The sequence below is a fragment of the Hymenobacter sp. 102 genome, assembly GCF_049949205.1.
Lineage (GTDB): Bacteria > Bacteroidota > Bacteroidia > Cytophagales > Hymenobacteraceae > Hymenobacter.
Genome location: NZ_CP188172.1, coordinates 3,654,584 through 3,680,496, shown reverse-complemented (window position 1 = coordinate 3,680,496; position 25,913 = coordinate 3,654,584). Strand labels below are relative to the sequence as shown.

Sequence of the window (25,913 nt, the reverse complement as noted above, 5' to 3'; positions counted from 1 at the left end):
ACACATCACCCTCCTCTCTGCCCCTCCTGCTTTCCAATATGCACGATACCCTCCTCCGCCCCCTCGCCTTGGCCGCCGGCCTGCTGGCCCTGGCCAGCTGCGGCAAGAAAGAAGACGAAAAAGCCGCCGGGCCGCCCCCGGCCACGCCCGTAACGCTGGTTGCCGCCCGCACCACCGACGCCGTGTACTACGATGAGTACCCCGCCACTGTGGTGGCTATCAACCAGGTAGAGCTGCGCAGCCAGGTAGCCGGCTTCATTACCCGCATTTACTTCAAGGATGGCGACGTAGTACGGAAGGGGCAGCCCTTGTATGAGGTGGACCGCCGCAAGTTTGAAGCCGCCTACCAGCAGGCGCTGGCCGGCCTGCGCAGCACCCAGGCCACCGTGCAAAATGCCAAAGTAAACTTGGACCGCTACCAGCGCCTGGCTCAGCAGGATGCCATTGCCCGGCAGATTGTGGACAACGCCGCCACCAGCTACGCCACCGCCCAGGCCCAGGTGGCTGAGGCCCGGGCCCAGGTGGCCCTGGCCCGCACCGACCTCGACTACTCCCTCATCAACGCGCCGTTTACGGGCCGCATCGGCATTTCGCAGGTGCGGCTGGGAGCACAGGTCAGCCCCGGCACCACCCTGCTCAACACGCTCAGCGCCGAGGATCCCATGGGCGTAGACTTCGTAATTCCGGATGCCGACCTGAGCCGCTTTGCCGACTTGCAGCGCCAGAGCGGCGGCCGCCCCGACTCCACCTTCCGCCTTGTGCTGCCCGACGGCACGCGCTACCCCCAGCCCGGCCGTATGCTGGCCATCGACCGGGGCGTGGACCAGCAGACGGCTACTGTGACCATCCGGGTGCAGTTTGCCAACCCGCAGCGCGAGCTGAAGGACGGCATGAGCACCGTGCTCAACGTGCTCAACCGGCAGTCGGGCCGCCGGCTGGTGGTGCCGTTTAAGGCCGTGGTGGAGCAGATGGGTGAGAACTTCGTGTTCATTGCCGGCGACAGCAGCAAGGCTGCCCAGCGCAAAGTGCAGCTCGGCCCCCGCCTCCGCGACCAGATTGTCATCATGAACGGCATCAAGGAGGGCGACAAAGTGGTAACCGAGGGCCTGAACCGCCTCCGCGACGGGGGCAAAATCACCACCGAAGCTCCCGCTACGGCCGGGGCCCCTGCCGCCGGTGCCAGGTAACCTCCCCCGGGCCACTCTCTTCAGAAGAGGGGGCGTTCAACGAGTACTTGCTGGCTGTTGCTTCTCGGCTTTGTAGCACGCAGCCGCAAGGCTGGCAATGGCCATTCCTGCCCATCAAGTTCAAACTATCCATCTGACGCAACCAGCCCCCGCCAATCGTCAGGCTCCCCCTCTCCCCGAGGAGAGGGGGCCGGGGGTGAGGTCCACCGCTATGATTGCAGAAACCTTTATCCGGCGTCCCGTCACGGCCATTGTCACCTCCCTGGTGATTGTGCTGGTGGGCGTGCTGGCCATCCTGAACCTGCCCGTGGGGCAGTACCCGGAAATTACCCCGCCCACGGTATCGGTGAGCGGCACATACACCGGCGCCGACGCCCAGACGGTGGAGCAGACCGTGGCCACGCCCGTGGAGGTGCAGGTGAACGGTACGCCCGGCATGACTTACCTGCAAAGCAACAGCACCAGCAACGGGCAGATGAGCATGACGGTGAACTTCGAAGTGGGCACCGACATCAACATTGCCGCTCTCGACGTGCAGAACCGCGTGAGCATTGCCCAGCCGACGCTGCCGCAGGAAGTGCAGCGCCTGGGGCTGATTGTGCGCAAGCGCAACCCCAGCATTCTGATGCTGGTGGCCCTGTACGCCCCCAAGGGCACCCACAACACCACCTTCCTCGACAACTACGCCAACGTGTTTGTGAAGGACGCGCTGCTGCGCACCAAAGGTGTGGGCGACATCGTGAGCCGCGCCGACGACTTCTCGATGCGCGTGTGGCTCAAGCCCGATAAGCTCAGCCAGCTCGGCGTAACGGCCCAGGAAGTAACGGCCGCCATTCAGGAGCAGAACGCCCAGATTGCGGCCGGCTCCATTGGCGCGCCCCCGGCTCAAACGGGCCAGACGTTTGAGTACATCGTGTTCGTGAAGGGCCGCCTGACCAACACCGAGGAGTTCGGCAACGTCATTGTGAAAACCCGGCCCCAGGACGGCTCGGTGGTGTATCTCAAGGACGTGGCTCGGCTGGAGCTGGGCAAGTTCAACTACGCCAACAACTCCTTCGTGGACGGCAAGCGCGCCGCCTACCTGCTGGTGTACCAGGCCCCCGGCGCCAACGCCCTCGAAACCTTCGAAAACGTGAACACCACCATGGAGCAGCTGAAAAAGCAGTTCCCCGCCGACCTGGAATACGTGGTGCCGTTTGAGGCCGCCTCGGTGGTGAAGGTGTCCATTGAGGAAGTGCTGCACACGCTGGTGGAAGCCTTGGTGCTGGTAATACTCGTGGTGTTTCTGTTTCTGCAGAGCTGGCGCTCCACGCTCATTCCGGTGCTGGCCATTCCGGTGTCCATCATCGGCACGTTCATTCTGTTCATTCCGCTGGGCTTCACCATCAACACGCTCACCATGTTCGGCTTCGTGCTGGCCATTGGCATTGTGGTGGACGATGCCATTGTGGTGGTGGAGGCCGTGGAGCACAACATGAATGAGCGGGGCCTTTCGCCGCTGGACGCCACGCTGGCGGCCATGCGCGAAATTTCGGCCCCGGTTATTGCCATTGCCCTCATTCTGGCCGCCGTATTTGTGCCGGTGGGCTTTATTCCGGGCATCACGGGGCGGCTGTACCAGCAGTTTGCTATTACCATTGCCATTTCGGTGATTATCTCGGCCTTCGTGGCCCTCTCGCTCACGCCGGCGTTGTGCGTGCTGCTGCTCAAGCCCCACAAGCGTGATGATAATTCGAAGGGACTTGACCGGTTCTTCTACAAGTTCAACACCTGGTTTGAGAAGGTAACCAGCAAGTACGGGGCCGGCGTGCAGCGCGGCATCAAGCACAGCCGCTTCGTGGTGGTGATTCTGGTGTGCATTATTGCCGGCACCGGGCTGCTGTTTGCCAAGAAGCCCGGTGGCTTTATTCCCACCGAAGACGAAGGCCGCATCATCGTAACCTTTAACCTGCCCGAGGCTTCGTCTACGGAGCGCACCGTGAGCACGCTCAAGGAAATCATGAAGGAGTTGAGCCAGATTAAGGGCATCCGGCACTACGCCGGTCTGGGCGGCCTCAACGCGGTAAACTTCTCCTCCAAATCCAACAGCGGCACGGTGTTTTGCCAGCTGCAGCCCTGGGAGGAACGCAAGGACAAGGAAGTGCAGCTGCAGGGGCTGATTGCCACCATTCAGCAGCGCCTGAGCCGCCTGAAGGAAGCCAACGTGGTGGTGATTTCGCCCCCGGCCATTCCGGGACTGGGCAACACCGGCGGCTTCTCGTTTGTGCTCCAGGAGCGCGAGGCGGGCGGCGACATCAAGAACTTCGACGCTCAGCTCCAGAACTTCCTCGGGGCCCTGCGCAAGCGCCCCGAAATTGCCGCCCCATTCTCCTTCTTCACCGCCAACACCCCCGGCTACCAGCTCACCATTGACCGGGAGAAAGCCAAGAAGCTGGGCGTGTCCATTTCCGACATTGGTACGGCGCTGCGCACCTACCTGGGCTCGGCCTACGTGAACGACTTTACGGTGTACGGCCGCAACTTCCGGGTGGTAACGCAGGCCGACAGCATGTACCGCGGCGACATCCGCAACCTGGGCCAGTACTACGTGCGCAACTCCCAGGGCGGCATGGTGCCCCTGAGCGCCCTCACCACCTACCAGCGCACCGAGTCGGCCCCGCTGATTTCGCACTATAACCTGTTCCGCTCGGCCGAAATCAACGGCAACGCCGCCCCCGGCTACAGCTCCGGCGACGCCATCAACGCCCTGAAGGAAACGGCCGCCCAGGCGCTGCCAGCTGGCTACGGCTACGAGTTTTCGGGCCTGAGCCGCGAGGAGCAGCTAGCCGGCGGGCAAACGGTGTACATCTTCGCCCTGTCGCTCACGTTCGTATTCCTGTTCCTGGCGGCCCTCTACGAAAGCTGGTCGGTGCCCTTCTCGGTGCTGCTGGCCGTGCCGCTGGGCGCGTTCGGGGCTATTCTGGCCCTAATTTTCCTGCCCAAGCTCACCAACAACGTGTACGCCCAGATTGGCCTGATTACGCTGATTGGCTTGTCGGCCAAAAACGCCATTCTGATTATCGAGTTTGCCAAGGAGCGCGTGGATAAGGGCATGCCGCTGGTTGATGCTACCCTGGAGGCCGTGCGCCTCCGTCTGCGCCCCATCGTCATGACCTCGCTGGCCTTTATTCTGGGCGTATTGCCGCTGGTGTTTGCCTCCGGCGCGGGTGCCCAAAGCCGCCAGACCATTGGCTGGACGGTACTGGGCGGGATGCTGTCGGCTACGCTGCTGGCCATCTTCATCGTGCCGGTGCTGTACGTGCTCATCACCCGCTTCGCCTACGGTAAGGAGAAGCTGGCCGAGCTGGAAGCCAACTACAAGCCCGACGAAGAGCACGGCGGCCCCCAGGAAGAAGGCCCCGGCGAAGGCGACCATTCGGCCGCCCCGCAACCGGCGTAGCATTTAGCCCGAGTTGTAGAGCTAAAACTAAAAGCTAGTTCCCCTCCTTTCCAAGGAGGGGGTAGGGGTGGTTGACCTCGCGCTGGAACGATGCTAGAGTTAGTTCTAAAAACCGTTTAACGATTGTCAACCACCCCTAACCCCTCCTTTCCAAGGAGGGGAACTAGGCTGTGTCTGAAAAGTGGTGTTGCTTAACTTAGAGTATGGCAGCACGATACGAGTTAACGGATGCGCAGTGGGTCGTGGTGGCAGCCGAGTTGCCACCGCAGCGCACGGGCCGGCCGCGGCGCGACGACCGGCCGCTGTGGAACGCGTTGTTGTGGATCCTGTGCACGGGTGCGGCGTGGCGGGACTTGCCGGCGCGCTACGGCCCGTGGCAAACGGCTTACGAGCGGTTCCGGCGCTGGTCCTCGGACGGCACCTTCGAGCGGGTGCTGGCCGCCTTGCGCTTACGCCTGGACCAAGATGGGCTGCTCGACCTGGACACGTGGCTGGTGGACTCGACCACGGTGCGCGCCACGAAAAGCGCGGCCGGCGGGGCGAAAAAAAAGCCCAGTGCCTCGGGCGCAGCCGCGGTGGTCTGACCACGAAGCTGCACGTGGTCTGCGACGGAGCGGGCACGCCACTGGCCCTGCAGCTCTCGGCCGGGCAGCGCCACGACGCGCCGCAGTTCGAGCCCTTGTGCGAGCAGGTACGCGCCCGCCGCCGACCGCGTCAGCTCATTGCCGACCGCGGCTACGACGCACAGCACATCCGCCGCTGGCTGCGCCGGCGCCGCATTCGCGCGGTCATTCCGCGGCGCCGGCCTGCCGCAGGCCAGCACTGCCGCCGACGCGGCCGCCCGCCGCGCATCGAGCCGCAACGGTATGCCTGCCGCAACGTCGTAGAGCGCTTTTTCGGTTCGCTCAAGGAGCACCGCCGCGTGGCTACTCGCTACGACAAACATGATGCACACTTCCTCAACATGGCCTTGTTGGCCTGTATTCGGCGCATTTTGCAACACCACTTTTCAGACACAGCCTAGTCTTTAGCACTAGTTCTCAGCTTATAAAAAGCCCCCGTAGCGCCTTGTTGCCGGGGCTTTTTCGTGCTCATCATACAATACGCCTTATCCCCTACTAAGTCAGCTGCGAAAATTCTGCTGGAAGCAGTCTGCTTGCTTGGCAAAAAAGCCACGCTGCGTATTACTAAGCCTGATTTAGCCTATTCACTTGAGCGCAGATATTCAACTAAATTATTTAGCCATTGCCGCCGACCTAGGGCGCAAATTTTTACTAACATTATTAGCATTTGCCAAAATAATTCGCTTACTTGGCATCATAATCAACTGCCACTGTTATGACTGATTTTGCTTATGCCTATGCCCGGCCTTCGGCCCTGGAGACGGGACCCGAGGGCCAGGCCCTGCTGTTATCGGCCTTTGCGGAAAACGCCGCCGATGCGGCCGGTACCGCCTGCTTTTTCCGCGGCCGTTTGCGCGACTCCTGGCTGGCGGCCCGGGGCCTGAGCACGCTGGCTAAGGTGGTAGCCGCCCGCTTCGTGCCCCAGAGCGCCGTGCTGCGCGACCCGATTGTGACGGCCGGGGCCGGGCGGCTGCGGTTCGAGGCGTTTTCGTCGTGCAATGGCGTGTACGCCCGCCTCGACCTGGGCCCCGAAGCCTTGGACGGCGAGTTTCTGTGCAGCGGCACCACCAACGTCGATTTCAACGAGCCGATGGTGAATGCCCTGGCCCGCATTTCTCGCACCGAGCCGGTGCTGTTGTCGGTGGGTGAGCAGGAGGTGGTGCTGGAGCGGGCCGAAGGGCGCGTGACGGAGCGCAAAGTGGCCCTGCCGGAGCGCTGGATTAAGGGCCTGACCACGGTGCAGGCCTACCTGGCCCAGATGGAGGAAGCATTGCGCCTCACCCGCCTGCAGGCCGTGCAGCTGGTGCAAAGTTTGCCCGCCGGGGCTGTCCGGCAGGATATGTTTCTGGTGCTGCGGGGGCCGCGGCCCGGTTTTGCGGCCGTAGCCAGCCCCGGCGCGGTGCGGGTGGGTGGCGTGCACCGGCTGCGGCTGCTGGAAGGCCTGCTGCCGCTCTGCGAAACCCTGCGCGTGTACGCCGCGCCCAACGGGCAAGCCGCGGCCTTCGTGCTGGAGCTGGGCGGCGGGCAGCAGTTTGTGCTGGCGTTGTCGGCGGATGCGTGGCGCGGGTTTTCGGGCGAGGGCAACCAGCTGGAAACCCTGGCCGAGGAGCTGCCCGCCGAGTGGGTGGCCGGGGCCAACGCCCTGTTCCGGGGCAACGAAACCTTCAACCCTACCCTGTTTGCTCTGGAGCACGGCCTCGCCCCCGATACCGTGGACCGCCTCTGCGCCAGCCTCTCAGCCATGGGTCTGCTGGGCTTCGACCTGCTCGAAAACCAGTATTTCTACCGCCGCCTGCCCTTCAAAACCCAGCGCATCCTGAGCCTGAACCCCCGCCTGAAAAACGCCCGCGCCCTTCTGGCCGCGGCCGAGGACGTGCAGCTGGTCAGCATTGGCCCCCAGGGCCGCACCGAGGCCCGGGTGCGTGGTACCGGCGTGTGGTACACTGTGCTGGTGGGCGGCCCCGAGCCGGCCCGCTGCACCTGTCCCTGGTACAGCGGCCATCAGGGCCAGCGCGGCCCCTGCAAGCACGTACTGGCGGCCCAGCTGCGCTTCGTGAAGTAGCCCAGCGCCTTTTCTCTTCTGTCTAGGGTAGTTGTGTTTCGACCCGCCCGGTGCCCGCTGCAAAGGGGCCTGGGGTGGGTCGCCGGACCCGCCTGTGCCCTGCCATTTGCCTTTCCTGTTGTTTTCTCCGCCTTTTTTCTGCCCTTTCCGATGTCTGCTTCCGCTGTTGAGTCGTTCGAGTCCATCATCCGCCACCAAACCACGCCCGCACTGGTAGAATTTCTGCTGCAGCTGCCCAAATCCGACGTGGTGGCTGTGCGCCAGCGCACCCGGCAGCTGCGCCGGGAGCTGGAAGATTTCCGGCAGCAGCCCAACGGCAGCTGGGGCCGGGCCGGCACCGACGAACAGCTGTTTATGCTGCGCCTGGCCGGTCTGCGCACGTACTCGCGCAAGGAAGCCCTGAGTCCCGGATTTCAGTTCTGGAGCCTGCTGTCAGAGCAGCTGCCCCACTTCTGGGCCGTGGTGGAGCACACCCGCCCCGACTGGCTGGGTGACTTTTTCCGGCAGTGGGCCGACCGCAACGCCTGGAGCCGCCCGGCCTACCAGCTGCTGCGCGAGCTGGAGCGCCGGCAGCTGCTGGCTTATGAGCCCCGGCTGTTTGCCGGCGCGGTACCGGCGCTGTTGCACGAGTGGGCAACCGAGCTCAGCCGCCAGGAGCCTGTGCCGGCCGATGCCCTGGCCGAGGTAACTGCCCGCCTCGCCGCCGACTCCACGCTGCTGACCCGTGACCTGCCGCTGGTGTTCGACTTCGACACGGCCGTGGATGGCTTCCAGGCCCAGGTGCAGCCACCCATGCCCGCGGGCTGGCGGCGGCTGGTGCAGTCCCATAGCTGGCACGACTGGCAGGAGCTGCACCCGCCCCAGCCGCTGCGCTGGCTGGATGTGTTCCGCAGCCTCACCGAGCAGGGCCACCTGGCCCGGCCCGAGCTGCTCAACCGCTGCCTGCAGGCCCTGCGCCGCGACTTCCGCCGGCCGCTGCTCACCTGGTTTCGCACGCTGTTTCTGGCCCTGCGCCCCACACCTGCGGAGCGCCTGGCCCGGCAAACCGAGCTGGTGGACTTGCTGGCGCACCCGCTGCCGCTGGTGGTGAACTTCGCCCTGGAGCAGCTCAAGGACCTGTGGCAGCACCCCGATTTCGCCGCCGACCCACTGCTGCTCTACGCCGAGGGCCTGCTTACCCGCCAGGATGTGCGCGCCGGATTGCGCACTTTGTTCGGGGGCCTGGAAAAGCTGCTGCGCCGTACTCCAGCCCTGGCCCCGGCCCTGGCTACCCTCAGCACTACCGCCCTGGCCAACGCCGACGCGGCCGTGCAGGAACGCGCCGCCCGCATGCTGCATACCGTGCTGGGGGCCCGCCGCCCTTTGCTGTCGGCCGCCGAAGCCGCCGACCTCACCGCCAGCCTCTGCCTCTACGCCGAACTGCTGACGCCTCCGGCCCGCCAGCTTCTCGCCCCCTACCTGCCCGCTCCCGAAGCCCCTTCGGTTGCCGACCACTACGCGCCCCACTCCGGCTTCGTGCCCGATATTTCGCCGGCCACGGCTCTGGAGCCGGTGCGCGACTGGCACGAGCTGCTGTTTCTGACGGGCCAGGTGCTGCAGCAGCACGAGCCGGCCGCGGTGGAGCGCTGGGTGGAGGGGCTGCTGCGCCTGCACGGCCAGTACCCGGCCGACTACGCCCGGCAGCTGCACCCCTACCTGGTGCAGGCCCTGCGGTGGCAGTTGAAGGGGAAGTCGGAAGAGGAAACCCGGGCAGCTCTGCTCAGCTACTCGTTCAACGACAGCCACAACGGCCGGCAGGAGCTGGTACTGGCGCTGCTGATTAGCTGGTACCTGGGCTTCCCGCGCCTGCTGGTGGCGCAGGTGTCGCTGCGGCCCCACACCTACAGCCGCCCCGACCCGTTGCTGCACCTGGAGCAGCAGCGCCTGGCCGCCGCCGAAGCCGCGTTGCAGCAGGGCCAGCCGCTGCCGTTGCTGAGCACGCCCAGCCACGCCCCGCACTGGGTGGCGCCCTCGGTGTTGGTGCGCCGCCTGCTCGACTACGAGGAAGCCGGCCAGGAACCCAACGCCGCCGACCTCACCCTGGCCCTGGCCCGCACGGCCGTAGCCGCCCCCGCCGATGTAGCCGAGGCCCGCCGCCTGCTCCCGCTATTCCGCCACCCCGAGCTGCGCCCGTTGCTCACCGCCTTTCTGGGCCCCGAGCCCGCCAACTGGACCCTGCCCGCCTTCACCCGGCCACCCCTTGAAAAACGCCTGACCGAGCGGCTGAGCCAGCTGATTCCGTTTCTGCAGCGGCCGGCGGCGGGGTCCGCCCCTGCCCTGACGGATGCGTTGCCCTGGCTGTGGGCCGTGGCCGCCCGCACCCGCCAGCCCCAGGCCGAGCTGCCCGCTCTGCAGGCCCTGGGCACCTACCCCGGTTTGGCCCAGCCCTGGCTGCCTGCCTGGGAGCTCACGCCGAAGTCGCACACCTACTCCCAGACCTGGAACAAGGCACAGCCCACCATTACCAATACCTGGACCGAGCTCAGCGTGCAGGCCACCGCGCCGGCCCGGCCGTTGCCCTCCGGGTTGCTGGTCTACTCTTTGCACGCGGCCCCTGAGCAGCATCACCAGTACGCCCTGTGGCCCCTCACAAGCGCGCTGCCGTTCCTGCTCACCCTGCTGCCCAACCACCCCGATACCCTGCTCTGGCACGTGGTACAGACGGCGGCCCGCACCGTTGATAAGGAGGTCGCCGGTCAGCAGGCATTGCAGGCTGCCCTCACCAGTCTGCTGGGTCCCGGGCCGGTATTTACTGAGGTGGCTACTCTGCTGCTGGCCCTGAGCCTCACGCACGCTGCCCCCACCACCCGCGCCCTGGCGTTGGAAGTGGTGCTGGCCGCCATCGAACACCAACGGCTGGTGCCCGAGGCCCTGGGCCGCACCCTGGGCCGCCTGCTGGTTGCCGAGTTTGTGCCGATGCTGCGGCTGGCCGAGGCCCTGAGCGCCGCCCGCGCCATCAGCGGCCCCACCGATGATGCCCTGCGCCAGCTGCTGGAAGCCCTGCTGCCCCTGCTGCCCGCCGCCCCCCTGCGCAACACCCGCAAGCTCATCGAAGCCTACGTGGATTTACTGACCCGTGCCCGCCGCATTGCCCCCGAGACGGTGCAGCAGCAGCTTCGCACCTGGAGCACCTCCGCCACCCTCAAAAAAGCCGCCACCTGCCTCGCCGCCGCGTAATTCAGAAGCTGGGAAAAGATACCTGCCTGTCATCCTGAGCGGAGCGAAGGACCTTATCACGTTTGAGCGAGTCGTTAACACGGTTATCGTTCTGGCGTGATAAGGTCCTTCGCTTCGCTCAGGATGACAAACAAGTGTCGTTACCCCGTTTAAGGCAGCTGCAGGGCAGAGTACACTGCCTATCTTCACCGCCGCCGCGTACACGCTAGATACCGGCTTGGTCTGTCATGAAAAAGCTTCTTTTCCTGTTCTTGTGTATGGGACTTTCTTCCGCGGGGCTTCAGGCCCAAACGGCCCCGGAATGGCCGCTCTACCCCGGCCCGGTGCCCAACTCCCGGCCCAGCCAGGTGCAGGAGGTGGTGGAGAAGCAGCCGAATGGCAGCATCCGCATTTCCCAGGTCGTCCAGCCCACGCTCACCGTTTCCCGGCCCACGCAGCCCAACGGTACGGCCATCATCATCTGCCCCGGGGGTGGCTACGCCCGCCTGGCTATGGACCACGAGGGCTACGACGTGGCCCGCCGCCTGGCCGAATGGGGCATTACGGCCTTTGTACTGAAATACCGCCTGCCCGATGCCGCCAGCCAGCTGGACAAATCCACCGCCCCGCTGCTCGATGCCCAACAGGCCGTGCGGCTGGTGCGGCAGCGCAGCCAGGAGTACGGCCTCAATCCCGCCCGCATTGGGCTGATGGGCTTTTCGGCGGGCGGGCACTTGGCGGCAACGGCCGGTACCACCCGCCGCGTGGTGCCGGGCAACCCGGCCGGCACGTTCAGCGCCACTTCCGCCGCCCCCGATTTCCTGATGCTGCTCTACCCGGTTATCAGTTTCTCTGATAGCCTAGCGCACCTGGGCTCCCGCACCAACCTACTGGGCGACCATCCTACGCCCGCACAAATCCGCCTCTACTCCGCCGATGAGCAGGTAACGGCCCAAACGCCGCCCGTTTTTCTGGTACACGCTCAGGACGACGAGGTAGTGAAAGTGCAGAACAGTCTGCGCTTCTACGAGGCCTGCCTGCACCACCGCGTACCCGCCGAAATGCACCTGTACCCTAAAGGCGGCCACGGCTTCGGTATGCCTAACCCTACTACCCCCGATGCGTGGATGGATCGGCTGCGCAACTGGCTGCGGGCCGGGGGCTGGCTCCGCTAGAATAAATCCTCCCAACCGGCTTCCTGTCCAGTCCACCACACCGCAGTGTCCGGCGGAATGGGTTCGAGTTCCTCCTGAGCGAGTAATAATCCTCGGGTTTCCGGTTCGTGTGGGCGGGATATTTCTTCCACGCTGGCTACAACGGAAATCTGATGGCCGCCGGGGAAACGTAACTGTACTTTCAGCGCGGTGTGCAGGGCAAAGCGTTGCAGTTCCGGAACCGGATTAGCGGGTAGCAACAAGACTCCCAGCCCCGTCAGCGAAAAACTTTTCAGCACCTTAAATAGTATTTTCTCCTGCATTCTGGCCAGTACGCAAAACCGGCTCTAATAGTCATTTAAAGCCGGTTTTGAATAAAGCTCTTTGCTTCTGCAACGCCACCCGGCCCTAGCTTTTTTGCGGTAAACCCGCAGCCGATTCTGGCCGTATTGGCATGGTGCTTGCAAAACCACATTCAGGGTCACAACACAACCGGCCCGTTGAACCTAAATTTCTCTCGACATGAAAAAGGTAAGTTTGCTTCTCGCCCTGGTTATGTTCTTCACCACCATTGCCAGCAGCTTTGCGCAGGACCGCAAGGTTAGCTCCAGTGCCAAAGGCGCCATCATTGGCGGTCTGGGTGGCGCTGCCGCTGGTGCCCTAATCAACAAAAAGAACCGCGTAGTAGGTGGTGCCGTGGGTGGTGTAGCCGGTGGTGCCATTGGGTACAGCATTGGCCGCAACGCCGATAACAAGCGCCGCGCTGAAGCTGCCCGCGTAGCCGCCGCCCGTCGCGCTGAGGCCCGCCGCGCCGCTGCTTACCGCCAGGGTATTGCCCAGGGCCGTAGCCAGGCCGCTGCCCGTGCCGCTGCGGTGGCCGCCGCTCCTACTGCTACCACCCCGGCCATGATGAGCAGCTTCTCGGCTCCCGGTGCTGCTCCTACCGCGTTGGCTATGAGCTCGGCCTATCTGCCCAACACGGCTTACGGTGCCCGCGACGCCGCTTACCCGACTTCGGAAGTTCGTCGTAAGAGCTGGTAATCCGGTTTCCTTTATTAGCTTCAAAGCCCAGGCCCCCGGGCCTGGGCTTTCTGTTCCCCTTGCTTCTCTCCCGTTCAGCCCTCACCTAACCTCTGTTCCCATGAAACCCGTTTTTGGTTTTCTGCTGGCCGGCACGCTGCTGGCCTCCTGCTCCGCGCCTAAGGCCGAAGATGCCGCCGCTGTAAACGTGCAAAGCCTCAACCAACAGTTTATAGGGGCCTGGAATGCAAAAAACACCGCGCAGCTAGACACCTTGCTGGCCGACGATGTGCAATATGCCCAGGGTGCCACGCGCTTCAACGGCAAGTCGGAAGTATCGGATAAGTGGGTACGAGCCACACTCGGCACCATTTCTAATCTGAAAACGTACACTACCTCTACTGGCGCCGATGCTGGTATTGCTTATGAGGCCGGGACCTTCTCCACCGATGTGGAGCCCGAAGGCCCCGGCCAGCCCCGGGGCGAAGGGGAAGGCAACTTCATTCTGCTCTGGAAGAAGAACAAGAAAAACGCCTGGAAGCTTAGCTACGTGCAGCTCGAAGGCCTGCCCGTGAAAGTGGCCAACTAAGCTATTATTGCCATAGAATACATAAAAGCCCCGACCGAATTGGTCGGGGCTTTTTATTTTTAGTCACTACGCTACCACGCTATTGTCGGTCTTCCTGGTTGGAGTGGTGGACGCCGCTGCCGAGTGCACCCTCAATTTTAGTGGCTACCTTCCCAATCAACGAGTCTATGGCCGTCATTTGCTCTTTTTGAGCGAAGGCACTGGGCACGGGCGGCGCCAGCTTCGGCACGCCGCCTAGTGGGGCGGCCTTCTCCACGTGGAACTCTCCTTTCCCATCAAGTGAGGGGCCCTTCGTCCAGCGCCCACCGGCAGTAGCCTCGTTGCCGATGTAAGTGCTCACAAAAGCATAGTTGAAGCCTTGCACTTCCTCGCTCTGCGGAAAGCTATTGGGCACCGGCAGGGCGTTCAGGCCGCCATTTTCTTCAATAACAGCCAGCCACTGCTGCTGGTGCATAGTGTCGCGGGCAATCAGGAAGGCTAGAAAATTCTTCATGCCGGCGTCATCGGTCATATGCCAGAGGCGGGTGGCCAGCGTGCGGCCCGTAGCCTCGGCCGCCACGTTGCTGTACATGTCGGCTACAATATTACCGCTGCCCACTATCCAGGAGCCATTGAAGGGCACCCCGTTGGTATCCGTGGCCAGGGCCGCCATACCCGAGGAGAGGATGTGGCGCGGGTCCATTCCTCCCAGAATAGCACCCACTACTTTATCCCCGGCAAATTCTTCCTGCAAGCTGGTGGGGGCACCTTCCAGATTCAGCGCCACGGCCGTAGCCAGCATCTCAATGTGGCTGATTTCTTCGGTGCCCGTTTCCAGCAGCATGTTGCGGTATTTCTCGGGGCCGCGGGCCCCCCAGGCTTGAAACAGGTACTGCAGGCACACCCGAATTTCGCCTTCGATACCACCAATGGCTTGCTGCAGCATGCGGGCAAATGCCGGGTTGGGCTTATCAACGCGGACTTTGTACTGGAGCTCTCTATCGTGGTAAAACATACGCGGAGGTGGTGTTTAGTACTTCTACAGCCTAGCTTCCCCGTGAAGCAGACAGTAAGAGTACGCCTCCCAAACGCCTTATAACCATTCAATAACTACGGATTTCTCTGGTACCTTTTACGGATTTCGGCGGTATTACCACGTACAATCTCCGCCGTACCCAGGCTCCTTACAACCTTTCCGAAGGCCGGCGCTCGTACTCTTCCCCATCATACACCGGGGCCATGTTCTGCTCTTCCTCCTCGGTGAACAGCCGGGAGCGAATCAGAAACCGGACGCCCAGCGGAATTTCCAGCGAGAAGCTGGCCCCGCGGCCTTTCACTACATCTACCGTGAGTTGGGTGTGCTTCCAATACGCAAACTGCGAGGCGCTCATGAAAAAGTCACAGCCGTGAATCCGGCCCAGCCACACATCGTTGGTCCCCACCCGGAATTCGCCCTTGGCAAAGCACATGGGTGAGGAACCGTCGCAGCAGCCGCCGCTCTGGTGGAACATCAGGGGCCCGTGCTCCTCACGGAGCAGGTCGATGGTGGCCTCGGCAGCGGGCGTTACCAGTACGCGCGGAGTGGGTTCGGTGGGCATAGTTGAAGAGCGAAAACCGGACAAGCCGGCGGGGCAGACAATTAGCGGGAAACACCTTTTTTGGGCGCGTACGTGTACACGGTGCCCGTGCGCAGGTCCTGCACGCGCAGGCGGTTCCGTTTCAGGTCGGCCATGTTGTAGCGTACATTCCGTTGCGGGTCATAGTAAATCACCCAGCGGCCCGCACTGTCCTTCACGCCGCCCCGGGCGTCGATGTTGGGCATGGGCACTGGCATTGGCTGATTGGGGTCAGCATCCGGCCTGCTGAACAGCGGTTCGGTTTTAAGCAGCGTCCAGTTGGGGTTGGGGTGGCCGGGCAGTGGCAGTTGCTGGGCCAAAATGCCCGAAGCAGCCACCAGGGTGAGTCCCACGGCCGCCAGCAAACGACCTAATAGCATGGTAGTTTTCATATAGTCAGCTAGTTATTGAATCATCTAACAGACTATACCAAGCCCCCGCAGGTTGCGCGAAACGGCAAATGGTGAGCGGCCTTTCCGGGTCCCTGCCTCGGGCCGGCGGAAGTGCCGCTCACCATTGCCTCATTCACTCAGCGGCTAGAAGAAGCCGAGCTTCTGCTGGCTGTAGCTGATGAGCATGTTTTTGTTCTGGCGGTAGTGGGCCAGCATCATCTTGTGGTTTTCGCGGCCGAAACCGGAGGCTTTATAGCCACCGAAGGGCGCGCCAGCGGGGTAGTCGTGGTAGCAGTTTACCCACACGCGGCCGGCCTGAATGGCGCGGGGCACTTCGTACAGTTCGTGGGCGTCGCGGGTCCATACCCCGGCCCCGAGGCCGTAGAGCGTGTCGTTGGCAATGGCTATGGCTTCCTCAACCGTTTTGAAGGTGGTTACCGATACCACCGGCCCGAAGATTTCCTCCTGGAAGATGCGCATCTTGTTGTGGCCCCGGAACATGGTGGGCTGAATGTAGTAGCCCTCGGCCAGGGCCCCATCTTCCTGCTGGTAGGCGTCGCCGCCGCAGAGCACCTCGGCCCCTTCGGCCTTGCCAATTTCCAGGTAGCTCAGGATTTTCTCGAACTGGTCGTTGCTGGCCTGGGCTCCCATCATGGTTTCCATATCCAGCGGGTTGCCCAGCTTAATGGCCTTCACGCGCTGAATTACCCGCTCGATGAACTCGTCGTAGATATCCTCCTGGATGAGCATACGCGAGGGACAGGTGCAGATTTCGCCCTGGTTCAGGGCAAACATCACGGCGCCTTCCACAGCTTTGTCGAGGAAGTCATCGTCGGCGTCCATCACGCTTTTGAAGAAGATATTCGGCGACTTACCGCCCAACTCCATCGTCACTGGAATCAGGTTTTCGGCGGCGTATTGCATAATGAGGCGGCCCGTGGTGGTTTCGCCCGTGAAGGAGGCTTTCTGAATGCGCGGCGACGAGGCCAGCGGCTTACCGGCTTCCAGCCCGAAGCCGTTTACCACGTTCACCACCCCGGCCGGTAGTACGTCCTGCAGCAGCTCCATCAGCACCATAATGGAGGCGGGCGTTTGCTCAGCGGGCTTCATCACCACGCAGCAGCCGGCGGCCAGGGCCGGGGCCAGCTTCCAGGTAGCCATCAGCAGCGGGAAGTTCCAGGGAATAATCTGGCCCACCACGCCCAGGGGCTCGTTGATGTTCATGGATACGGTGGTGGCGTTCAGTTCCGTCACGTTGCCTTCCTCGGCCCGGATTACGCTGGCGAAGTAGCGGAAATGGTCTACCACCAGCGGTAGGTCGGCCAGGGTTGTTTCCCGGATGGGCTTGCCGTTTTCCACGCATTCCACGGCGGCCAGGTGGGGCAGGTTTTCCTCGATGAGGTTAGCCACTTTGTTGAGGATATTGCTGCGCTCCGTGGCCGAGGTTTTGCCCCAGGTTTTGAAGGCTTCATGGGCGGCGTCCAGGGCCAGCTCAATGTCCTCCTTTGAGCTGCGGGCCACTTTAGTGAAGACTTTGCCGTCGATGGGCGAGATATTCTCGAAGTATTGGCCTTTCACCGGGGCCACCCATTTGCCGCCGATAAAGTTGTCGTAGTGCGCTTTAAACTTGGGGCGCTCAACCAGCGTGGTGGGTTTTTCCAGAGTTTCCATAAGGCAAGTAGCGTTGGTGGGAAGGTATATAGTTGATACTGCCAAACTAGGGCCCAACCGTCCCCATTCCGCTCTACTATCGTCGCAATAACATCACCTTTCCTATCAACTTGTAAGTACTCACTTACCATAGCTGTCATTTCACGCTCCGTGGGCCTACTTTGCGGCCTGAGCTGCCTTGGCCGTTGCTTTCCGCCGCTGGGTTACGTAGCTTTAAGTGTCCTCCTACCCAGGTCCTTGCGCCGGCCGAGCCGGCGGCAGCGGCTGCATTCTGGCTTCTTTCGTATGGTTCACGTGCCCGCCCCCCTTGCCCTGCATCAGCCCGAACAGCTATCCACGCTGGTGGAAAACCGCACGGTGTATACGCTGGAGGCATTTGAGCTGAACGTGTTTGAAACGCACCGCACAGCTCACCAGGTGTCACTGAGCCTGGGCCCGGTGGTGCTCACCACTATGCTGCAGGGCAAAAAGGTGATGCACCTGTCCGGGCAGCCGGCCTTTGAGTACCTGCCGGGCGAGTCGGTGGTGGTGGGCGAAAACGAAACGATGGTGATTGACTTCCCCGAGGCCACCACCGAGCAGCCCACCCAGTGCCTGGCCGTGGCCATTCCCACCGAAACCATTCGCCACACGGTAGAACTGCTGAACGAGGAGTTCCCCAGGGCCGAAACGCACCTGCCCTGGCAGCTCAATACCCTCGAGCACGCCCACTTTCAGAACACGCCCGAGCTTACCAGCACCCTGGAGCGCCTTGTGCAGCTCTCCCGCGACACAGGCCGCATCAAAGACGTGCTAGCGGGCTTTACCATTCAGGAAATGCTGGTGCGCCTGATGCAGACCCAGGCCCGGCAGCTGCTGTTCCACAACTACCAGCAGCACGCCACTTCCCACCGGTTTGCGGCCGTGGTGCAGTACATCAAGCAGCACCTCACCGAGCAGATTACCGTGGAAAAACTGGCCGAGCTGGCCTGCATGAGCAAAGCCACTTTTTTCCGGGTATTTAAGCGCGAACTGGGCCTCACGCCCGTGGAATACGTGATTCAGGAGCGCCTGCAGGAAGCCAAGCGGCTACTGCGCAACCCCCTGGTAAAAGTAGCCGACGTGTGCTTCCGGGCCGGTTTCAACAACACAGCCTATTTCCAGAAAATCTTTAAGCAGTACGAAGGCGTCACGCCCGGCATGTACAAGCGCCAGGCGCTGGGGTGAGTGAGTGAGTGAGTGAGTGAGTGAGTGAGTGACGTGTCATTGCGAGGCGCAGCCGAAGCAATCCTTCCTATTCGAAGCGCAAACCCTTGATCTACTCAAAAGCCCCTGGCGTCTGCGTGAACGTCAGGGGCTTTCGTTAGGTCAGCGTTGAGCATCCTGAACAGGAAGGATTGCTTCGGCTGCGCCTCGCAATGACGGCCACCTACTCACTCACTCACTCACTCACTCACTCACTCACTCACTCACTCACTCACATACCTCCGTTGCAACCTTCCGGGGGACTTAGCAGTTTGTGCTACTCGTACTTATGCCGCCGTACGCTACGTCCGGCGGTTTTACGTTTTTATGAGCGAATTGCGTGGAGGTGGGCCGCCGGTGGTAACGGCCCCGGCCCCAGCTACCCGGATGGCCCCGGGGCTGGTGTGGCTGATGGCCGTGACCTGCGGCCTGGTGGTGGCCAATATTTACTACAACCAGCCCCTGCTGGCCGAAATCGGGCGCACGTTTGGGCTGTCGGAAAGCCGGGCCAGCCTGGTGGCTACCGTTACGCAGGTGGGCTATACGCTGGGCCTGCTGCTGGTAGTACCGCTGGGCGACAAGCGGGAGCGAAAAAGCCTGACGCTGGGCTTGCTGCTGTGCTCGGCCGCGTGCATGGTGGGGGCCGCGCTGGCTCCCTCGTTCGGGTTGCTGGCCGCGGCCAGCCTGCTTATCGGGCTGTTCTCGGCGGTGCCGCAGCTGCTTATTCCCCTGGCCGCCTCCCTGGCCGGCGACGAAGAACGGGGCCAGGTAGTAGGCCGGGTAATGAGCGGCTTGTTGATTGGGGTGCTCCTCTCGCGTACCGTCAGCGGCTACGTGGGGGCGCAGTTTGGGTGGCGCACCATGTTCTGGGTGGGGGCTGTGCTGATGGTACTGCTCACAGCGGTGCTGGCCCGGATGCTGCCGCGCAACCAGCCGCAGTTTGCGGGTAGCTACGGTAGCCTGCTTCGCTCGTTGGGTACGCTGATGCGGGAGCTGCCGGTGCTGCGCCGCTCGGCGCTGGTGGGCGCGTGCATGTTCGGGGGCTTCAGCGCGTTCTGGACCACGCTGGTGTTCTTTTTGGAAAGCCCCGCCTACCGCTACGGGGCCGAGGTGGCCGGCCTGTTCGGGCTGATTGGGGCTACCGGGGCCTTTGCTGCCTCCTTCGCCGGTAAATCCGCCGACCGCAAAGGCGCCGATTACGCCCTGAACCTGGGGATTCTGCTGTTTCTGGGGGCCTACGTGCTGCTGGGCTTCGGCGGCACGTATCTGCTCGGGCTCATTGCCGGCGTGGTGGTGCTGGATGTAGGCCAGCAAATGACCCACATTTCCAACCAGACGCGCATTTTCAGCCTCCGCCCCGAAGCCCGCAGCCGCCTCAACACCGTGTACATGACGGCCTGCTTCCTGGGTGCCTCCGCCGGCTCCTTCCTCGGCGGCCTCGCCTGGACCTATTTCGAGTGGCCCGGCGTCTGCGCCGTGGGCTTGGGTTTGGTAACGCTGGCGTACCTGGCGAACCGCTTTTATGGGCGCACAGCGTAGCGGCAGCCTAACCTTTGCTACCGTAATATAGCTGCTCGGCTTCCGGAAGACTCAGGCCATCCTTTTCGAATAAGAGGGTCAGCTTTGTTTCGAATGCCGGAACGGAAATATCCGCGTACCAGCCGGGAGGCACTGTCGGCACCTGCTTCTGCAGCTCCGCCAGCACAGCAAGCCACTGCGGCATCGACTCGGAAAGTATCAGGCGCGGCGCATCTGCCCAAAACAGGTCGAGGCAAATTTCGTCGGAAGAATAGAGGTCTATTTTGTAGCCGAAGGCCGCCGTCAGGTTTCGCCACGCAAAATGACGCGCTGGTAAGTCTGGATTCTCCCGTACCAGCAAACCATCCTCATACACGCTTATCTGCTCCAGTAAAGCATTGTCCAGCTCTTTCCGGATTGCACGCCCCTGCTCGCTGTTCGGGTCCACCAATAGAATGTCGGGAGAGAACATTCTATACAATATAACAACTGCACTGCCACCGAGCAGAAGCATGCCCAACCAGAAAGCAAAGGAATTATACCCTGCCCCGAGCCAGATGCTCACCGCTACAAACAGAAAGCAAACACCGATAGTCAGGAGTTGATTGGCCTTGCTCTGCCAGATAACCCGACGACCTTGGTATACCTCCTGCATGACGGGGAACTAGCCTTGCTCTGCCAGCCGGCTCATGCACACCTTTAGGCTTTCGCGCCAGTGCGGGATGGCGAGGCCCAGGGTGGTTTTGGCTTTGGTTTTGTCCATCACCGAGAAGGCGGGGCGGGTGGCTTTGGTAGGATACTCGGCGGTGCGGATGGGCACGGTGCGGGTGGGCAGACCGCCCAACTCGAAAATGGCCACTGCGAAATCGTACCAGGAGGTCACACCCTCGTTGCTGTAGTGGTAGATGCCGTATTCGGTGCTGCCGGTCTGGATGATGTGGAGCAGGGCTCCGGCCAAATCAATGGCGTAGGTGGGCGTACCCAGCTGGTCCCAGATCACGCGCATTTCTTCCCGCTCCTTGCCGAAGCGCAGCATCGTTTTCACGAAGTTGTTGGCGTACTCCGAGTACAGCCAGCTGGTGCGCAGGATGAAATACTGGCTGGTGTGCGGCGCAATCACCTGCTCGCCTTCCAGCTTGGTGAGGCCGTACACGCTGATGGGTTCGGCCGGGTCGGTTTCCGTGAGCGGCTGGTTGCCGGTGCCGGCAAACACGAAATCGGTGGATACGTGCAGCAGCGTGGTGTTGAACTCCCCGCACAGCCGGGCCAGGTTCTCTACGCCGTCCCGGTTCACCTTGCGGGCAATATCCACCTCGTCCTCGGCCTTGTCCACGGCCGTGTAGGCGGCGCAGTTGATGATGTAGGCGGGCCGGTACTGTTCGAAGGTGGTGCGCAGCACGTCCGGGTTCAGGATGTTGGCTTGCTGCTCGGGCAGAAACACGATATCCGTGATGCTGCGCTGCTGCGCTACGTGTTGCAGGCACTGGCCCAGCTGGCCGCTACCACCGAAAACGAGAATCGAACCCATAGAATAAAGAGAAGCCGAAATGGAAGAACGGCCGCAAATTACGCCTTTCCCGCTGCTCTCCTACTCCGCGTCGGCCGCACCAGCGCCCAGGGCCGGCCCGCCGGGCTGCACGGGGCGCTTGTTCCGAATAGGCTCGAAGCGTTGCTCCCGGGGCTGTTTCTCGCTCAGGTATTTCCAGTAGCGCAGCGGCATGTGGCGGCGGTGCAGCTTCATGTTTTTCCGTTCTGGAATGTTTACGTGGTCGAAATAGGCCTGCCAGAGCAGCTTGTACAGCGGCTCCCGCTCATCCAGCACCGTGGCCGATACGGCCGTGCTGCGCTGGGGCGCAGTATCGGCATCAAACTGCACAATGTCGGTGCGGTGCAAATCGTAGTAGAGGCCGTAGTGTCGGCGCCGGTCATAAATCAGCCAGCGCTGGTCGGCGTAGCGCTTGGTGAAGTGGGCGGCAATCAGCGGCAGCACGTCGAAATCGGGCTCGATGGTGGCGTGAAACAGGCCGTCCTGCGTTTTCTCGAAGCGCACGAAAGCCTCCATCCGGTGCTTTTCCCGGTACATCTGCTGGGCCAGACGCTGCACCCGGCGCACATTATCGTCGGCGTAGTGCTCCGATATGTCGCGGCCGGCGCGCATAGCCAAGTCGGCGTAGCGGAAAATAACCAGTTCCCGGTCGGGTTGCTCACTGAGGAAAGTGTGAAACAGCCGGGTGCGGGCTTCCGCATCCATGTACTGCAACAGACCTTTCCACACGCGGGCAGCCGTGGCCTCATCGGTGGCAACCTCCACCGGCTGCACAAACAAGCCGCCCTGCACTGCCCCCAGCGGCTGAATGCTGTTGGGCGCCGACTTCCGGTCATAAATACTGAACAGCACCGTCAGCAGCCCCTCAAACGTGCCGTCGTAGGCGTAATCGAGGGGCGCGTTGGTGAGTTGCGGAGCAGGACGCTGCCGGGCAGCTGGCCCACCAACTGCTCCCGCCGTTCCCGAAATTCGAGTTAGTGCCATACGTGAGCAAGATTAGGTAAGAATGGTGCCTACACGCAACCGTTTCAGGCCGCCTCCGACGACTGCCCACCAGCTTTGGCGGGGCGTTGCACCGTGTCCTGATGCATCTGCTGCACCAGCGGCAGCAAATCAGCGAGCTTGCAGCAGCAGGCCACCCGGGCCACTTTCACGGGTTTCGGGGCGGAAGCAGTAGCGGCCGACGCGTCGGCGGCGCGATGAGAAACAGTCATGACTGGTTGGTTATCGGTTATCGGTTGGTGGTTTTTCGTTATGGTTTCGGCTTGCTACCACAAACCAAAAACCACCACCCAAAAACCAGTTTTAAGAGGCTTGGGCAAATAGATCAAGTTGCTGAGTAACCAGGGCGGAGCGGACGGAGCCCGCCCCGAAAAGAATCTGACGGCGGATGGTTTGCTCGTCGTAGTCGCGCTTCTCCAGGGCCTGCCCGCGGCAAGTCAGGAAGAATTTGGCCCGCTTGAGCACCACCCCAAACTTGTGCAGGTGGTCGAGGCTGAGCGGCCCGAAGCGGCGGGCAGCCACGATGCGCTTGGCGGAGCGCGCCCCTACCCCCGGAATCCGCAGGATCATCTCGTAGTCGGCCACGTTGATATCCACCGGAAACACGTGGCGGTTGCGCAGGGCCCAGGCCAGCTTGGGGTCGATTTCCAGGTCCAGGAAAGGGTGCGCCGGGTCCAGAATTTCATCGGCCTGGAAACCATAGAAGCGCATCAGCCAGTCCGTCTGGTAGAGGCGGTGCTCCCGGATGAGGGGCGGCTGCGTTACCTGGGGCAGGCGGGCGTCGTCAGTAATCGGGATGTAGCCGGAGTAGTACACCCGCTTCAGGCCGAAGCCTTTGTACAGGGAATCACTCAAATTGATGATTTGCAGGTCGTTTTCCTGCGACGCGCCCACAATAAGCTGGGTGCTTTGACCGGCGGTGGCAAACTGCGGCACTTTCTTGAACAGCGCCTTTTCTTCCTTATTCTGAATGATGCCGTCCCGAATCTGAGCCATCGGCGTCAGAATCTCCTCGTAGTTTTTCTCGGGAGCCAGGTTCTGCAGGGCCATTTCCGAGGGCAGCTCAATGTTTACGCTCAGGCGGTCGGCGTACAGGCCGGCTTCCTGAATCAGCTCCTCCGAGGCGCCCGGAATGGCCTTCACGTGGATGTAGCCGTTGAAACGGTGCTCGGTGCGCAGCTTTTTGATAATGCGCACCAGCCGCTCCATCGTGTAGTCGGGCGAGGAGAAAATACCGCTGCTCAGGAACAGGCCCTCAATGTAGTTGCGGCGGTAGAAGTTCATGGTCAGCTCCACCACTTCATCCACGGTAAAAGCGGCGCGCTTCACATCGTTGGAGCGGCGCGACACGCAGTAGGCGCAGTCGAAGATGCAGTGGTTGGTGAGCAGAATCTTCAGCAGGGACACGCAGCGGCCGTCCTCGGTGTAGCTGTGGCAGATGCCCATACCCTCGGCGTTGCCCAAGCCTTTGTCTTCATTTTTCCGCTTGCCGCCGCTGCTGGAGCACGAGACATCATACTTGGCGGCATCGGCCAAAATACTTAGCTTTTCCTGTATCCGCTGGTCGTTCATAGGGTACTTTCTCGGCTTAAAAATAGAAGTTTACACTTCATGAAGCAATATCATACAAGGCTAATTTTTTTAGAATTGTTCCCGAAGGAGCAGAATACCTGTAACCGGCTCAGCCAGTCTTTTTACCAAAGACCAGCAGCCCCGGCAGCTACCTATATAGTGGCGTTGAAGCCCTGGCGCGTTGTATCTTGCCAGATCTGGTGTCGGCTGCATAATGAAATATCTGTTCTGGCTTGGGGGGTTGGTGCTCGGTTGGACCTGCATACTTAATGCAGCGGCCCAAACCTCAACCATGCCCGCCCGCGACACTACCCGGCTCAACAAAACCCGCCCCGACTCTCTGCGGAGGCGCTTTGACGAGGAGCGTATGCTGAACGGGTTGAAGGCCTACACCAAACGCAAAACCATTGCGGGTAAAGCCGCGTCGGCCCTGTTTAACTTCACGGAGCGCCGCGAGGACCGGGCTGGGCTGGACGCAACCCTGCTGGACCGGCAGTTTGACCGGCACAACTACAAGATTGTGCGGCGCATCAACATCCGTACCCTTGATGCCTTTGGGTTCAGTATATCCGATACCACTCGGGTGCCCCGTAACGTTCTGGAAAAAATCGGCAACACCCTGCACATAAAAACCACCAAAGCCCGGGTGCGGCAGGTGCTGCTTTTTCGGGAGGGCGAGGAACTGGAACCCCAGGATCTGGCTGAATCGGAACGCCTGCTGCGCCAGACAGCTGAGCTGCTGGATGCGCGCGTGTACGTGAACGAGCGGACATCGACGGCCGATAGCGTGGATGTGCAGGTAGTTACCAAGGATATTTTCAGCATCAGCGGCTCGTTGCAGCTGCGCGACGTGCAGGCCGGCGTCATTGGTCTGCGCGACGTGAACTTTCTGGGCCAGGGGCATCAGCTGCGCAACCGCCTGGAGTACGGCCGCCGCGACGATGGGCCGCAGGCCCAGACATGGCGCTACCTGGGCACGTATCAGGTGCCTTTTCGCGACTTTCTATACGGGCAGGCCCGCTACTTCAGCCAGACCCGCACCCGGGAAGCCAGCGCGCGGCTCAGCCGTGACTTCTACTCTGTGAACACCCGGTACGCCGGGGCCCTCAGCTACGAATACGTTGACCGGCTGGTAGCCATTGAGGGCAGCGGAACGCAGGAGGATCCTTATATTTTTCAGCCCCTGCGCTATAACACGCAGGACGCGTGGCTGGGCCGGGCGCTACGGCTGAAAAGTTATGACTTAGCCTACGAGAACCCCGGCCGCCTGATTGTCTCAGCCCGCACTATCCGCACCAGCTTCAGCCGCAAGCCCACCCCCGACTACGAAAGTGCCAACCTGCTGCTGGGCACCGTTGGCTACAGTGTGCGGCGCTACTACAAGGATAAGTACCTGTTCGGCTTCGGGCGCACCGAGGATATTCCGACGGGTACGCTGGCCAGCTTTACTGCGGGTTACGAGTTCAACGAGGTGACGGACCGGCGCTACCTGGGCCTGCGCCTGGCGTACGGTGGCTATCATCCTCAGCGGGGCTACCTGTATCTGAACGGGGAGTTTGGCTCCTTTATCCGGGGGCGCGGCAACAACTGGCAGCAGGGTCTGCTGAATGCCGAGCTTCTGTATTTTACGCGTCTCTACCACACGGGCAACTACCAGTGGCGGCATTTTCTGTGGCAGCGCAACAGCATCGGGCTCAACCGCCGCCCCGGCGAGCAGCCCCTGACCATTAACGGGGAGTGGGGCCTGCGGGGTTTCCAGCCCGCCGGGCTGCTCACGGGTTCCAGCCGGGTTACGCTCAACTACGAGGCGACAATGTTCACGCCCGTTTCGTTTCTGGGTTTCCGGATGGCGGCACTGGCCTTCGCCGACGTGGCCTGGCTGAACGCCCGCACCCTCAACCGTACGCTGCCCTTCGCCGAGGCGCCCTACACCGGCTTCGGGCTGGGCCTGCGCTTCCGCAACGAGTACGCCGCCCTGCGCACCTTCCAGATTACGTTCGGCTTCTACCCCCGGGGGATGACCTCGCCCAACGGCATCCGCATCTTCGAAAACTCCCGGGCCTACTACGACTTTTCCGATTTCAGCTTTGGGCAGCCGGGCATTGTGCGCTACCAGTAAATTGC

At 62.2% G+C, this 25,913-nt stretch carries 20 protein-coding genes and 1 pseudogene; 11 read left to right on the top strand and 10 right to left on the bottom strand.

Annotation, left to right across the window (positions count from 1 at the left end):
* The first annotated feature begins 38 nt into the window (after positions 1–38).
* The 6 genes and pseudogenes from ACN19L_RS15885 to ACN19L_RS15860 all read left to right on the top strand — a co-directional run bounded on the left by ACN19L_RS15885 (position 39) and on the right by ACN19L_RS15860 (position 11,681).
* A complete protein-coding gene (locus ACN19L_RS15885; RefSeq protein ID WP_426490451.1) occupies positions 39–1,187 on the top strand; it encodes an efflux RND transporter periplasmic adaptor subunit in 1,149 nt (382 codons plus the stop codon).
* Positions 1,188–1,398: 211 nt separating this feature from the next.
* Positions 1,399–4,626 (top strand): efflux RND transporter permease subunit, encoded by a 3,228-nt coding sequence (locus ACN19L_RS15880; protein ID WP_426490450.1) that lies wholly within the window; start codon positions 1,399–1,401, stop codon positions 4,624–4,626.
* A gap of 203 nt (positions 4,627–4,829) precedes the next feature.
* Positions 4,830–5,650, top strand: a pseudogene (locus ACN19L_RS15875) (IS5 family transposase).
* Between the two features lie 314 nt (positions 5,651–5,964).
* Positions 5,965–7,311: an SWIM zinc finger family protein gene (locus tag ACN19L_RS15870; protein ID WP_426490449.1), complete on the top strand. Its 1,347-nt coding sequence runs from the start codon at positions 5,965–5,967 to the stop codon at positions 7,309–7,311.
* Between the two features lie 150 nt (positions 7,312–7,461).
* Entirely contained in the window at positions 7,462–10,527 is a 3,066-nt protein-coding gene (locus ACN19L_RS15865) for a DUF6493 family protein (RefSeq protein ID WP_426490448.1), read from the top strand.
* 257 nt (positions 10,528–10,784) lie between these two features.
* Complete coding sequence (locus tag ACN19L_RS15860; RefSeq protein ID WP_426490447.1) at positions 10,785–11,681, top strand: alpha/beta hydrolase; 897 nt, start codon at positions 10,785–10,787, stop codon at positions 11,679–11,681.
* Here ACN19L_RS15860 and ACN19L_RS15855 read toward each other — a convergent pair.
* Entirely contained in the window at positions 11,678–11,983 is a 306-nt protein-coding gene (locus tag ACN19L_RS15855; protein WP_426490446.1) for a hypothetical protein, read from the bottom strand. The genes ACN19L_RS15860 and ACN19L_RS15855 overlap by 4 nt on opposite strands.
* Before the next feature lie 199 nt (positions 11,984–12,182).
* On the opposite strand from ACN19L_RS15855, the gene ACN19L_RS15850 reads away from it, so the two are divergent.
* Entirely contained in the window at positions 12,183–12,701 is a 519-nt protein-coding gene (locus tag ACN19L_RS15850) for a YMGG-like glycine zipper-containing protein (RefSeq protein ID WP_426490445.1), read from the top strand.
* 100 nt (positions 12,702–12,801) lie between these two features.
* Positions 12,802–13,269, top strand: a complete 468-nt coding sequence (locus tag ACN19L_RS15845) for a nuclear transport factor 2 family protein (RefSeq protein ID WP_426490444.1) — start codon at positions 12,802–12,804, stop codon at positions 13,267–13,269.
* Positions 13,270–13,348: 79 nt separating this feature from the next.
* Here ACN19L_RS15845 and ACN19L_RS15840 read toward each other — a convergent pair whose 3' ends face one another.
* The 4 genes from ACN19L_RS15840 to ACN19L_RS15825 all read right to left on the bottom strand — a co-directional run bounded on the left by ACN19L_RS15840 (position 13,349) and on the right by ACN19L_RS15825 (position 16,927).
* Complete coding sequence (locus ACN19L_RS15840) at positions 13,349–14,263, bottom strand: manganese catalase family protein (protein WP_426490443.1); 915 nt, start codon at positions 14,261–14,263, stop codon at positions 13,349–13,351.
* Positions 14,264–14,432: 169 nt separating this feature from the next.
* Complete coding sequence (locus ACN19L_RS15835; RefSeq protein WP_426490442.1) at positions 14,433–14,846, bottom strand: DUF779 domain-containing protein; 414 nt, start codon at positions 14,844–14,846, stop codon at positions 14,433–14,435.
* Between the two features lie 41 nt (positions 14,847–14,887).
* Positions 14,888–15,256 (bottom strand): hypothetical protein, encoded by a 369-nt coding sequence (locus ACN19L_RS15830; RefSeq protein WP_426490441.1) that lies wholly within the window; start codon positions 15,254–15,256, stop codon positions 14,888–14,890.
* 144 nt (positions 15,257–15,400) lie between these two features.
* A complete protein-coding gene (locus ACN19L_RS15825; protein WP_426490440.1) occupies positions 15,401–16,927 on the bottom strand; it encodes an aldehyde dehydrogenase family protein in 1,527 nt (508 codons plus the stop codon).
* 285 nt (positions 16,928–17,212) lie between these two features.
* On the opposite strand from ACN19L_RS15825, the gene ACN19L_RS15820 reads away from it, so the two are divergent.
* Positions 17,213–18,133 (top strand): AraC family transcriptional regulator N-terminal domain-containing protein, encoded by a 921-nt coding sequence (locus ACN19L_RS15820; protein ID WP_426490439.1) that lies wholly within the window; start codon positions 17,213–17,215, stop codon positions 18,131–18,133.
* Positions 18,134–18,478: 345 nt separating this feature from the next.
* A complete protein-coding gene (locus ACN19L_RS15815; protein WP_426490438.1) occupies positions 18,479–19,690 on the top strand; it encodes an MFS transporter in 1,212 nt (403 codons plus the stop codon).
* Positions 19,691–19,697: 7 nt separating this feature from the next.
* Here the strand turns inward: ACN19L_RS15815 and ACN19L_RS15810 are convergent, their stop codons facing one another.
* From ACN19L_RS15810 to ACN19L_RS15790, 5 genes are all read right to left on the bottom strand, one after another.
* The gene (locus tag ACN19L_RS15810) at positions 19,698–20,324 is read right to left on the bottom strand and encodes a hypothetical protein (RefSeq protein WP_426490437.1); all 627 of its coding nucleotides are present in this window, start codon (positions 20,322–20,324) and stop codon (positions 19,698–19,700) included.
* Between the two features lie 9 nt (positions 20,325–20,333).
* On the bottom strand, positions 20,334–21,197 hold the full coding sequence (gene rfbD, locus ACN19L_RS15805; protein ID WP_426490436.1) for a dTDP-4-dehydrorhamnose reductase: 864 nt from the start codon (positions 21,195–21,197) through the stop codon (positions 20,334–20,336).
* Positions 21,198–21,257: 60 nt separating this feature from the next.
* Positions 21,258–22,199, bottom strand: coding sequence for a TIGR03915 family putative DNA repair protein (locus ACN19L_RS15800; protein ID WP_426490435.1), 942 nt, complete (start codon positions 22,197–22,199; stop codon positions 21,258–21,260).
* 44 nt (positions 22,200–22,243) lie between these two features.
* Positions 22,244–22,429, bottom strand: a complete 186-nt coding sequence (locus tag ACN19L_RS15795; protein ID WP_426490434.1) for a hypothetical protein — start codon at positions 22,427–22,429, stop codon at positions 22,244–22,246.
* A gap of 91 nt (positions 22,430–22,520) precedes the next feature.
* On the bottom strand, positions 22,521–23,789 hold the full coding sequence (locus tag ACN19L_RS15790) for a putative DNA modification/repair radical SAM protein (protein WP_426490433.1): 1,269 nt from the start codon (positions 23,787–23,789) through the stop codon (positions 22,521–22,523).
* Between the two features lie 292 nt (positions 23,790–24,081).
* Between ACN19L_RS15790 and ACN19L_RS15785 the strand changes: the two genes are divergently transcribed.
* The gene (locus ACN19L_RS15785) at positions 24,082–25,908 is read left to right on the top strand and encodes a hypothetical protein (protein WP_426490432.1); all 1,827 of its coding nucleotides are present in this window, start codon (positions 24,082–24,084) and stop codon (positions 25,906–25,908) included.
* The last annotated feature ends 5 nt before the right edge of the window (positions 25,909–25,913 follow it).